Annotated in this window: 12 protein-coding genes and 1 pseudogene; 3 read left to right on the forward strand and 10 right to left on the reverse strand. The window is 70.7% G+C overall.

Features of this window, described 5'->3' with window-relative positions; translation table 11 throughout:
- Positions 1-13: 13 nt before the first annotated feature.
- The 10 genes from hypB to SACSA_RS0117920 all read right to left on the reverse strand — a co-directional run bounded on the left by hypB (position 14) and on the right by SACSA_RS0117920 (position 7,025).
- Positions 14-835, reverse strand: a complete 822-nt coding sequence (gene hypB / locus SACSA_RS0117875) for a hydrogenase nickel incorporation protein HypB (protein ID WP_028661999.1) — start codon at positions 833-835, stop codon at positions 14-16.
- Positions 813-1,166, reverse strand: coding sequence for a hydrogenase maturation nickel metallochaperone HypA/HybF (locus SACSA_RS0117880; RefSeq protein WP_019819100.1), 354 nt, complete (start codon positions 1,164-1,166; stop codon positions 813-815). The genes hypB and SACSA_RS0117880 overlap by 23 nt, the downstream gene beginning before the upstream one ends.
- Positions 1,167-1,180: 14 nt before the next feature.
- Entirely contained in the window at positions 1,181-2,248 is a 1,068-nt protein-coding gene (gene hypE, locus SACSA_RS0117885) for a hydrogenase expression/formation protein HypE (RefSeq protein ID WP_019819101.1), read from the reverse strand.
- Positions 2,245-3,372, reverse strand: a complete 1,128-nt coding sequence (gene hypD, locus SACSA_RS0117890) for a hydrogenase formation protein HypD (RefSeq protein WP_028662000.1) — start codon at positions 3,370-3,372, stop codon at positions 2,245-2,247. Before hypD ends, hypE begins: the two co-directional genes overlap by 4 nt.
- Positions 3,373-3,383: 11 nt before the next feature.
- On the reverse strand, positions 3,384-3,656 hold the full coding sequence (locus SACSA_RS0117895; RefSeq protein WP_028662001.1) for a HypC/HybG/HupF family hydrogenase formation chaperone: 273 nt from the start codon (positions 3,654-3,656) through the stop codon (positions 3,384-3,386).
- Entirely contained in the window at positions 3,634-4,143 is a 510-nt protein-coding gene (locus SACSA_RS0117900; RefSeq protein WP_019819104.1) for a hydrogenase maturation protease, read from the reverse strand. The genes SACSA_RS0117895 and SACSA_RS0117900 overlap by 23 nt, the downstream gene beginning before the upstream one ends.
- A complete protein-coding gene (locus SACSA_RS0117905; RefSeq protein ID WP_028662002.1) occupies positions 4,140-5,492 on the reverse strand; it encodes a hypothetical protein in 1,353 nt (450 codons plus the stop codon). The genes SACSA_RS0117900 and SACSA_RS0117905 overlap by 4 nt, the downstream gene beginning before the upstream one ends.
- Positions 5,489-6,139 (reverse strand): D-sedoheptulose-7-phosphate isomerase, encoded by a 651-nt coding sequence (locus tag SACSA_RS0117910; protein ID WP_028662003.1) that lies wholly within the window; start codon positions 6,137-6,139, stop codon positions 5,489-5,491. The genes SACSA_RS0117905 and SACSA_RS0117910 overlap by 4 nt, the downstream gene beginning before the upstream one ends.
- Positions 6,136-6,318, reverse strand: coding sequence for a hypothetical protein (locus SACSA_RS0117915; protein WP_019819107.1), 183 nt, complete (start codon positions 6,316-6,318; stop codon positions 6,136-6,138). The genes SACSA_RS0117910 and SACSA_RS0117915 overlap by 4 nt, the downstream gene beginning before the upstream one ends.
- An 86-nt stretch (positions 6,319-6,404) precedes the next feature.
- Positions 6,405-7,025 (reverse strand): D-sedoheptulose-7-phosphate isomerase, encoded by a 621-nt coding sequence (locus tag SACSA_RS0117920; RefSeq protein WP_019819108.1) that lies wholly within the window; start codon positions 7,023-7,025, stop codon positions 6,405-6,407.
- A 256-nt stretch (positions 7,026-7,281) separates the two neighbouring features.
- Between SACSA_RS0117920 and SACSA_RS0117925 the strand changes: the two genes are divergently transcribed.
- The 3 genes and pseudogenes from SACSA_RS0117925 to SACSA_RS26355 form a co-directional block, all read left to right on the forward strand.
- The gene (locus tag SACSA_RS0117925) at positions 7,282-8,334 is read left to right on the forward strand and encodes an NADH-quinone oxidoreductase subunit B family protein (RefSeq protein ID WP_028662004.1); all 1,053 of its coding nucleotides are present in this window, start codon (positions 7,282-7,284) and stop codon (positions 8,332-8,334) included.
- Positions 8,335-8,363: 29 nt separating this feature from the next.
- Positions 8,364-10,166: a nickel-dependent hydrogenase large subunit gene (locus tag SACSA_RS0117930; protein ID WP_019819110.1), complete on the forward strand. Its 1,803-nt coding sequence runs from the start codon at positions 8,364-8,366 to the stop codon at positions 10,164-10,166.
- Positions 10,167-10,174: 8 nt separating this feature from the next.
- Positions 10,175-10,444 (forward strand): annotated as a pseudogene (locus SACSA_RS26355) (hypothetical protein); the annotation flags it as partial.

A 10,444-nucleotide genomic window follows, 5' to 3' on the forward strand; every position in this document is an offset into this window, starting at 1 on the left:
GCGCGGCGGGCGCCTACGAGGAGACCGAGGGCACCGCCGCGGCCGTGGCCGGGTCGGAGCCCGCGGGCGCGGACGGCACGGAGCCGGGCATGGTCGAGCGCAACCACCGGAACCACTGATCCATCCCCGCGCCCGTGGCGGCGGAGACCTCGATCAGTTCCGCGTCCGGGTTCACCCTGCGCAGGTGGCCGCCGAAGTGACCGGGATCGAAGTCCAGGTGCGGCACCAGGTCGCACTTGGTCAGCACGACCACGTCGGCGGCGCGGAACATCCCGGGGTACTTCAGCGGCTTGTCCTCGCCCTCGGTGACCGAGGCCAGCACCACCCTGCGCTGCTCGCCGAGGTCGAACAGCGCAGGGCACACGAGATTGCCGACGTTCTCGACGAACACCGTCGCCCCGCGGGCCGGGTCCAGCTCGCGCAGCGCGCGGGCGAGCATGTCCGCGTCGAGATGGCAACCCGAGCCGGTGTTGACCTGCACCGTGCGGCATCCCGCGCCGCGCAGCCGGTCGGCGTCGATCGAACCGGCCTGGTCGCCTTCCACCACGGCCACCGGCACGTCCCCGGCCAGGGCCGTGACGGTGGCGCTGAGCAGCGTGGTCTTGCCCGAGCCGGGCGCGCTCATCAGGTTGATCGCGCTGATCCCGCGTTCGGCCAGCCACCGGCGGTTGTCCTCGGCCAGCGCGGCGTTGGTGGCCAGCACGTCCTGCTCGACCTCCACCGTCGCGCGTCCGTGCGCCTGCGCCGGCACCGCACCGGCACGGTCCGCGCCGTCGGAGACCAGGCCCTCCCCGTCGACGAGCACGTCCCCGTCACACCCGCATGTTCCGCACATCGCGTGCCACCTCCACGTTCCGTATCCGCAGTTGTTCTCCGGCGACCACCTCGACGTCGAGCGAGCCGCACGCGCAGCCGTCGAGCACGGAGCCGAGGGGAAACTCGGCACCGCAGGGCCTGCACCGGCCGCGCCCTTCGGGCCGGTCGACGACCAGTTCCGCGCCGTCCAGCGGAGTGCCCCGGGTGACGGCGTCGAAGCAGAACCGCACCGAGTCCACCTCCACCCCGGACAGCGCGCCGATCTCCAGCCGCACCACGAGCACCCGGTCGCCGCCGGTGTGCTCCACGACCGCCCGCACCACGCCCTGCGTGATCGACAACTCGTGCATCGGGTCCGGTGCCGTCAGCAGATCCGGGGTAGCGGGTCTCCGACCAGCAGGTCGGCGATCCGTGTACCGCCGAAGACCGTGTTCAACAGCACCGTGCCCGGCGGGTCCGCCCCGATCCGGCCGATCACGGTGGCGTCGGCGCCGAGCGGGTCGGCCCGCAGCGCGGCCACCGCCTCGTCGGCGCGGGCGTCGTCGAGCACGGCGACGAACCGGCCCTCGCACGCGACGTAGAGCGGGTCGATGCCGAGTAGCTCGCAGGCCCCGCGCACCTCGTCACGCACCGGCACCGCGCTCTCGTCCAGCACGACCGACACGTCGGCCGCGCGGGCGATCTCGTTGAGCACCGTGGCCACCCCACCGCGTGTCGCGTCCCGCACCGCCCGCACGCCCGGCACGTCGAACAGCCGCGCGCACAGGCCGTTCAGCGGCGCGGTGTCGGACACCAGATCGGCCTCGATGTCGAGCTCGCCGCGCGCCAGCATCACCGTCGTGCCGTGGTCGCCGACAGGGCCGGACACGAGCACCGCGTCGCCCGGGCGGGCGGTGTGGATGCCCAGCGCCCGGTCGGCGGGCAGCACGCCGACGCCGGTGGTGTTGATGTAGCAGCCGTCGCCGGAGTTCCTGCCGACCACCTTCGTGTCGCCGGTGACAAGGGACACGCCCGCCCGCTCGGCCGCCCGGGTCATCGACGCCACGATGCGGCGCAGCTCGGCCACCTCGAAGCCCTCCTCCAGAATGAACCCGCAGGACAGGTAGGCCGGAGTCGCACCCGAGACGGCGAGGTCGTTGACCGTGCCGTTGACGGCGAGGTCGCCGATGTCGCCGCCGGGGAAGAACAACGGGGAGACCACGAACGAGTCGGTGGTCATCGCCAGCCGCGTCCCCCCGAGCACGAGGTCGGCGGCGTCGCCGAGCGGTTCGAGCAGCGCGTTGCGGAAGGCGTCGACGAACACCGCCTCGACCAGCGTCTGGCTCGCCTTGCCCCCCGCGCCGTGGGCGGTGGTGATGCGCTCCTCGCGCACCTTCGGCTTGCGCCTGCGCGCCCGGTCGATGCGGTCGAGCACCTCGTCCTCGGTCCTCATGCCGTGCTCGCCTCCCTGATCCGCTCCCGGGTGAACCGGCCGAACTGGTAGTACGCCGCGCAGGCCCCCTCGGGGGAGACCATGCACGTGCCGATGGGGGTCTCCGGGGTGCACGCGGTGCCGAACACCTTGCACTCCCACGGTTTGAGCACGCCCTTGAGGACCTCGCCGCACTGGCACGCCTTCGGGTCCGCCACGCGCACACCGGGCAGCGAGAACACGCGCTCGGCGTCGAACCGGGCGTACTCGTCGCGCAGCCGCATCGCCGAGTGGGAGATGAAGCCGAGGCCGCGCCACTCGAAGTAGGGGCGCAGCTCCATCGTCGTCGCGATGGCGTCCAGCGCGACCGGGTTGCCCTGCCACGGCACCACGCGCGAGTACTGGTTCTCGACCTCGCAGCGGCCCTCGCGGAGCTGGCGCAGCAGGTGGTGCACCGAGCCGAGGATGTCGAGCGGTTCGAAGCCCGCGACGACCATCGGCTTGCCGTAGTCGCGCGGGACGAACTCGTACGGGCGGCAGCCGATCACGGTCGAGACGTGGCCCGGCCCGAGGAAACCGTCGAGCCGCAGGTCCGGCGAGTCCAGGATCGCCTTGATGCCGGGGATGATCGTGACGTGGTTGCAGAACACCGAGAAGTTCTCGATGCCCTCCCGCTCGGCCCGCAACAGGGTCATCGCCGTGGACGGCGCGGTGGTCTCGAACCCGATCGCCATGAACACCACGTGCTTGTCCGGGTTGTTCCGCGCGATCGTGAGCGAGTCCAGCGGCGAGTACACCATGCGGATGTCGGTGCCCTCGGAGTTCGAATCGAAGAAGGTGCCGCCGCTGCCCGGCACGCGCATCATGTCGCCGAACGAGGTCATGATGACGTCGGGCCTGCTCGCGATGTGGATGGCATCGTCGACCCGGCCCATCGGGATCACGCACACCGGACACCCGGGGCCGTGCACCAGCGACACCTGCTCGGGAAGGTGGTCGGCGATGCCGTGCTTGTAGATGGTGTGGGTGTGCCCGCCGCACACCTCCATGAACTTGTACTCGCGGCCCGGCTCGCACAGCCGCTCGATCCGCGCGGCCAGTGCCCGCGCGGTGTCCGCGTCGCGGTACTCGTCGACAAATCGCATGTCCGCCGTCCTCACTCGATCATCGATTGGCTCAGCGCGTCGACCTCGTCGGTGTAGGCCTGGCCGAGTTCCTCCAGATACCGCAGCACCGCCGCCGCTTCCTCTTCGTCGATCTTGGACAGTGCGAACCCGACATGGATCAGAACCCACTCCCCGGGGCGGGGCGGGTCGGAATCGAGCAGGCCCACGTTGATCGCGCGGCGGACCCCGCTGACGTTCACCCTCGCCAGATCCGGCCGGTCCGGCAGGATCTCGACCACCTCACCCGGAATGCCGAGACACATCGGCACCACCTCTCTCCACGGCGGTGCCGGCGAGTTCGACCACCCGCCACACCGCGTTCTCAACGGCCGCCTCCACGGCCGGGCTCAGGCCGATCCGCTCGCCGGTGTCGGCGGGCTCGCACCCCACCACGAGCACCCGGCCCGGGACGCCGCCCAGCCTGCGCAACAGCGACAGCACCGCCGCGGGTGTCATCCCGTGCGCGTCGGCGGGCTCCTCCACAGGGGCCTGCCGCGCGGCCTCGGTCACGTCCAGCACGGACAGCGTGCCCGGCGGGTCACCCCGAGGGGCCGCGTCCACGAAGATCGTCGTCTCGTACCCGGCGTCGAGCAGGTCGTAGGCCAGGTGCATCCCGGAGATGCCGTAGTCGCCGACCACGGTCCCGCGCGGCAGGTCGGCCTCGCGGAGCCGGGAAGCCACCTCGACGCCGAACCCGTCGTCGCCGAGGAAGACGTTGCCGATCCCGGCGACGAGCACCCGCGCCGTCACGGCACGGTCCCGTCGGGACGGTGGCCGCGGGCCCTGCCGTGGGGCCCGCCACCGGGGTCGCCGTCCCGGGCATCGTCACCGGGCCCGTCGCCGGCCACCGGTTCCACCTCCTCGGTGGTGAAGTAGCGGAAGCGGCCCTGGTCGAGCTGCCACTCCTCGGCGGGATCGCCGTCGACGGTGACCGCGAGGAACACCGTGCCGTCCACGTCCTCGAGCACGGAGCGGACGGTGGCCACGCGCCCGGCGACGAACATGTCCTGCGCGTCACCCGACGGCGCCGGACGCAGCACCACCTTGTCCCCGGTACCGATCTCCCGTCCGCCGACGCGCACCACGCGCACACGGCCGTGCATGGCCTGCCTCGGCTGGTGCGGCAGGTCCTCGACGCGGTCCACGATGCGGCGGGCGCGCTCGTCGGTGGCGCGGGCCTGCCGCTTCTCCTCGTCGGTCAGCGTGAGCGTGCGCAGGGTCAGCATCTCGTCGATCTCGCAGGCGTCGAAGAAGTCGCCCTGGCTGGCCGGGTCCACCTTCGGGTGGTCGTAGAGGATGATCGGGGAGGACAGCATCGTGTCGTCACGGGCGTCGTCGCCGATCAGCACCGGCCAGGTGTGTTCGTTGACGCATTCCGCCGCGTACGCGGCGGCCCACTCCGGTGGGTCGAGCTGGGAGAGGAACCGTCCTCCGTCGATGGTGAGCACCGTGTGCGCGGCGATCAGCGAGTGCCGCACCGCCTCGTCCCGCGAGTGTCGCGAGCAGTCCACCGTGCTGGTGTTGGCGACGGTGACGCGCAGCCGCACGACGCCGGGCAGGCGCTCGGCCCGGCAGCGCACCTCGGCGTGCAGCGGGTGCTTGCGGCGCACGACCCGGCCGCCCGCCACGCCCGTGGTCCACTCGCCGCCGCGCACGACCACGCGCTCCACCCGGTCGCCCTCCGCGAGCAGGTCCTCGATCGGGAGCACGACCTCGTGCTCGCGCTCCACCGCCTCGTCCCAGGGCAGGATCTCTTCGTCGCCCACCACCAGCGCGCCGACCTCCCGGTGGTCGGCGGGACCGGCCTCACCCGGGTCGACGCGAGCCTCGACGGTGCGCCGCTGGGACTGGAGGAACCGCACGCGCACCCGCACGGTGGCGCCCGGCTCCACCTCACAGAGGCACTCGGTGCGGCACGCGGAGTGCTCCCCAGTGCCGGTGGTGGCGTACGAGGGCGGCACCAGCACGCCGAACTGCCAGCGCGCCTGGTTCTTCGCCGCCGTGGCGCGGTACGGGTAGAGCAGATACCCCTCGTAGAGCACGGCGTCGGTGACCGCCTTGACGGCCTCCTCGGTCATCGCGTCCCCCCGGGCGCTCATCGCGTCCCCTTCGCCGCGAGCTCGGCCAACAGGTGGTAGATCGTGGTCTGGGCCTCCTGGATGCGGTGCACCGAGGACGACGGCACCACGAACAGGTGGTCGATGGAGTCCAGCTCGGCCATCCTGCCGCCGGTGTCGCCGGTGATGCCGACGGTGAGCATGCCCACCCGGCGGGCCGCGTCGAACGCCGCGAGCAGGTTCGCCGAGTTGCCGCTGGTGGACAGCCCGACCGCGATGTCGTCGCCGCGGCCGAACGCCGCGAGCTGGCGGGAGAACACCAGGTCGAACCCGACGTCGTTGCTCAGCGCGGTCACCACGGCCGCCTCGGCGGTGAGCGCGAACGCGGGCAGTGGCGGCGCGGCGCCCGGCGGGTCGAGGAACTGGGTGACCAGATCCTGCGCGTCGGTCGAGCTGCCACCGTTGCCGAACGCGAACAGCCGTCCACCCCGGGCGAACCGCGCGGCCAGCGCCGCGCCGCAGGCGGCGAGCTCATGCCGCTGCTCGCGGTGCACGAGGCGGCGCAGCTCCAGGATCTCGCGTGCCTTGTGCGCCGTGGAGGCGCGCACCTCGGCGAGCACGGCGTCGACGTCGCCGTCGCGCCCGGTGTCGTAGAGGAACGGGTACAGCGAACTCATCGCATCCGTCATCGGGGTACTCCGATCGCTTCTCGTGCGTGCACCAGTAGCACCGCGCCGGGCGCGACCACGTCGGCTGGTACGAGCGCGACGCTGACCTCCTCGTGCCCGGCGCCGGTGTCCACCAGCGCCATGCCGTCGTCGAGCACGCGCAGCACCCGCACGCGCACGGCGGTGTCGGAACAGGTCACGCAGCCCGCCTCCGGTTCGGGGGCGTCACCGAGATGACAGGCCTGCGGTGGTTCCGGCGCGGGAGGCGTCCCGGAGCCGGGGGCGCTCACGACGCGGCCTCCGCGGTCAGCGCGCCCGGGTGGTCGAAGAACACGTGCACCAGCTCCCACAGGATGTGGTAGGTGGTCACGTGCACTTCCTTGATCACGCGCGGGTCGTGCGAGTCGGCGCGCAGCACGTGGTCGACGGCCGGGCTGGCGCCGATCGCGCCGCCGTCGGCCCCGACCAGCGCGACGGTGAGCAGGCCCATCGCGTGCGCCTGTTCGAGACCGCGGAGTACGTTGCCGCAGTCGCCGTCCACCGAAAGGCCGAGCGCCAGGTCGTCGGCGACCGCGAGGTGTCGAAGCTGGTGGGCGAACACCTCGTCGAACCCGGCCCGGGCGGCGATCCCGGTCATCGTGGCGACGTCGGCGGTGAGCGAGAGAGCGGGCAGCGCGCGTTTGCCGACGAGGACGGGGTGCACGAATTCGACGGAGATGTGCTGCGCGTCGGTCGCGCCGCCGCCGTTGCCGAACACGATGAGCGTGCCGCCGCGGTGGAAGCGTTCGGCCATCGCGTGACAGGCCCGCGCCACCGGCTCCGCCTCGGCCACCAGGGATTCGAGGGGCTCCTCCCGGGCCGCGAGGGCGTCGTCGACGCACTGTTCGAAGAATGGACGATCTGGCACTGGTCGCCACCGGTCTCTCTCGGGTGCGGAATTGATCGTGGTGTCTCGTGTGTCCGGTCGGGATGACTCGCCGTCGCGGTTTCCTCACGCTACGACCGGCGTGCGGCGGCGCACAAATCGGCGAGCACGGCCGGGACGCGGTGCGCCGGAGAGGGAAACCACGCTCGGTACCCCGGTGGAATCGCGCTCAAACAGGCCTGGTCCGGACGTGTTCGCTGTCGTGCGCGGCGGCGCGGGCGCCCGCATTCTGTGTCCCATGAGCACAGAGGCGACCGAGACCGGAGTCGACGAGATCCACATTCTGTGGACGTCGGAAGGAATGAGCTGCGACGGCGACACGGTGTCGGTCACCGCGGCGTCGTTGCCCAGCATCGAGGACGTGGTGTTGCAGGCTGTTCCGGGCATCCCGAAGGTGCACCTGCACAACAAGGTGCTCGCCTACGAGACCGGCGACGACTTTCTCGCGCCGTTCCACCGGGCGGCGCAGGGTGATCTCGGGGCGCCCTTCATCTTCGTCGTCGAGGGATCGATCCCGAACGAGAACATTCACACCGGCGACGGGTACTGGACGGCGATGGGAAACGACCCGGAGACCGGAAAGCCGAAGACGCTCAACAAGTGGATCGACGAACTCGCCCCGAAAGCGTGGGCGGTCGTCGCGATCGGCACCTGCGCGACGTACGGCGGAATTCACGCGATGGCGGGAAACCCGACCGGATGCATGGGCCTTGTCGACTATCTCGGTGACGATTTCCGTTCGGCGGGTGGCCTTCCGGTCGTCAACGTGCCGGGATGCCCCGTGCAGCCGGACAACTTCATGGAGACCCTGCTCTGGGTGCTGCACCAGGCCGCGGGACTGGCACCCACGATCCCGCTCGACGAGCAGCTGCGCCCGACCTGGCTGTTCGGCAAGACCGTGCACGAGGGCTGCGACCGCGCGGCCTACTACGAGCAGGCCGACTTCGCCTACGACTACAACTCGCCGAAGTGCCAGGTCAAGATCGGCTGCTGGGGCCCCGTCGTGAACTGCAACGTCACCAAGCGCGGGTGGATGGACGGCATCGGCGGCTGCCCGAACGTCGGTGGCATCTGCATCGGCTGCACCATGCCGGGCTTTCCCGACAAGTTCATGCCCTTCATGGACGAACCCCCCGGCGGGTCGCTGTCCTCGGCGCTGCTGTCGGTCTACGGCCCGTTCGTGCGCCGGATGCGCAGCATCACCAACAAGAGCGCGAACACCGAGCCCCAGTGGCGCCACCCCGGCCCGAAGCTCACCACCGGATACCAGCCGCGTTACCCCCGAGTCTGAGAAGTCCCACCACGCAGGAGCGACACACGATGGCACAGACACAGCGCGAGGTCAGCGTCCCGACGCAGCGGGAGCTGGTCGAGGTCAACTTCGACCCGATCACCCGCATCATCGGCAACCTCGGCATTTACACCAAAGTGGACTTCGCCAACAACGAGGTCGTCGAGTGCAAGAGCACCTCGTCGCTGTTTCGCGGCTACAGCGTGTTCATGAAGGGCAAGGACCCGCGCGACTCGCACTTCATCACCAGCCGCATCTGCGGGATCTGCGGCGACAACCACGCGGTGTGCTCGATCTACGCGCAGAACATGGCCTACGGTGTCAAGCCGCCGCCACTGGCCGACTGGATCATCAACCTCGGCGAGGCCGCCGAGTTCATGTTCGACCACACCATCTTCCAGGACAACATGGTCTTCGTCGACTTCTGCGAGCGCATGGTCGCCGAGACCAACCCGGGACTGCTCAGGCGTGCCGAGACCACCGACGCGCCGCGCGGCGAGCTGCACGGCTACCGCACCATCGCCGACATCATGCGCGCGTTCAACCCGTTCGAGGGCGAGGTCTACAAGAAGGCGCTCGAGGTCAGCCGCATCACCCGGGAGATGTGCTGCCTCATGGAGGGCAGGCACGTCCACCCGTCGACGCTGTACCCGGGTGGCGTCGGCACCGTGGCCACCCCGCAGGTCTTCACCGACTACCTCTCCCGGCTGATGCGCTGCCTCGACTTCATCAAGCACGCGGTGGCCATGAACGACGACGTGTTCGACTTCTTCTACGACGCCCTGCCCGGCTACGAGGAGGTCGGCAGGCGGCGCGTCATGCTCGGTTGCTGGGGATGCTTCCAGGACCCCTACAGCGTCGACTACCGCTACGAGAACATGGGCGCCTGGGGCAGGGACATGTTCGTCAGCCCGGGCATCATCGTCGACGGCGACCTGGTCACGAACAACCTGGTCGACATCAACCTCGGCATGCGCATCCTGCTCGGCAGCTCGTACTACGACGACTGGGCGAACGAACAGACCTTCGTCACCCGCGACCCGCTCGGCAACCCCGTGGACCAGCGGCACCCGTGGAACCAGACCACGCTGCCCGCCCCACAGGGCCGCGACCTGGAGAACGGCAACTACAGCTGGGTGATGAGCCCGCGCTGGTTCGACCCGGGCAGCCAGGAACACCTCGCGCTCGACACCGGCGGCGGCCCGCTCGCCCGGCTCTGGGCCACCGCGCTCAACGGCCTCGTCGACACGCCGTACGTCAAGGCCACCGGCGGCGCCGTGCGGATCACCCTGCCCGCCACCCCGCAGACCAAGGAGATGACGTTGCAGTGGCGGCCTCCGCGGTTCGCCAACACGCTGGAGCGGGACCGGGCGCGCATGTACTTCGTCGCGTACGCGGCCGCGATGGCGCTGCACTTCGTCGACAAGGGACTCGAGGAGGTGCGCGGCGGGAACACGAAGGTGTTCACCGACTTCGACGTTCCGGACGAGGGGCTCGGGGTCGGCTTCCACGAGGCGGTGCGCGGAGTGCTCTCGCACCACCTCGTGATCCGCGACGGCAAGATCGCCAACTACCACCCGTACCCGCCGACGCCGTGGAACGCCAGTCCCCGCGACGTCTACGGCACCCCGGGACCGTACGAGGACGCCGTGCAGGGGCAGCCGATCTTCGAGGAGAACGGCAGGGAGGACTTCAAGGGCATCGACATCATGCGCACGGTGCGCAGCTTCGATCCGTGCCTGCCCTGCGGGGTGCACATGTACCTCGGCGAGGGCAAGGTCCTCAACAAGATCGCCTCGCCCACGTTCGGCGCGGCTCACCCGGGGGAGTGAGGCGGGCGATGTGGGACAGCCGCGAGATCGCCGAGCGCCTCGGGCGGCTCGACACACTGCTGGGGGAGCTGGTGGACGGTCCGGACGAGACCGCCACCACCACCGTGCGGGCACTGGCCGACGTCTACGGCGAGGCGCTGGAGCGCATCGTCGCCCGTGCCGACGGCGCGCTGCTCGACGCGCTCGCGGGCGACGACCTGCTGGGGCACCTGCTGCTGGTGCACGATCTGCACCCGCACGACGCCCCGACCCGCGTGCGCGCGACGCTGGCTCGGCTC

The sequence above is a fragment of the Saccharomonospora saliphila YIM 90502 genome, from assembly GCF_000383795.1.
In the GTDB taxonomy this organism is placed as follows: domain Bacteria; phylum Actinomycetota; class Actinomycetes; order Mycobacteriales; family Pseudonocardiaceae; genus Saccharomonospora; species Saccharomonospora saliphila.

What these genes read in the sequence shown, in the direction of transcription:
- SACSA_RS0117910 (WP_028662003.1), bottom strand. Translation starts at nt 6,139, where the DNA reads ATGACGGATGCGATGAGTTCGCTGTACCCGTTCCTCTACGACACCGGG.
- SACSA_RS0117905 (WP_028662002.1), bottom strand. Translation starts at nt 5,492, where the DNA reads ATGAGCGCCCGGGGGGACGCGATGACCGAGGAGGCCGTCAAGGCGGTC.
- SACSA_RS0117925 (WP_028662004.1), top strand. Translation starts at nt 7,282, where the DNA reads ATGAGCACAGAGGCGACCGAGACCGGAGTCGACGAGATCCACATTCTG.
- hypB (WP_028661999.1), bottom strand. Translation starts at nt 835, where the DNA reads ATGTGCGGAACATGCGGGTGTGACGGGGACGTGCTCGTCGACGGGGAG.
- hypD (WP_028662000.1), bottom strand. Translation starts at nt 3,372, where the DNA reads ATGCGATTTGTCGACGAGTACCGCGACGCGGACACCGCGCGGGCACTG.
- SACSA_RS0117895 (WP_028662001.1), bottom strand. Translation starts at nt 3,656, where the DNA reads ATGTGTCTCGGCATTCCGGGTGAGGTGGTCGAGATCCTGCCGGACCGG.
- SACSA_RS0117880 (WP_019819100.1), bottom strand. Translation starts at nt 1,166, where the DNA reads ATGCACGAGTTGTCGATCACGCAGGGCGTGGTGCGGGCGGTCGTGGAG.
- SACSA_RS0117930 (WP_019819110.1), top strand. Translation starts at nt 8,364, where the DNA reads ATGGCACAGACACAGCGCGAGGTCAGCGTCCCGACGCAGCGGGAGCTG.
- hypE (WP_019819101.1), bottom strand. Translation starts at nt 2,248, where the DNA reads ATGAGGACCGAGGACGAGGTGCTCGACCGCATCGACCGGGCGCGCAGG.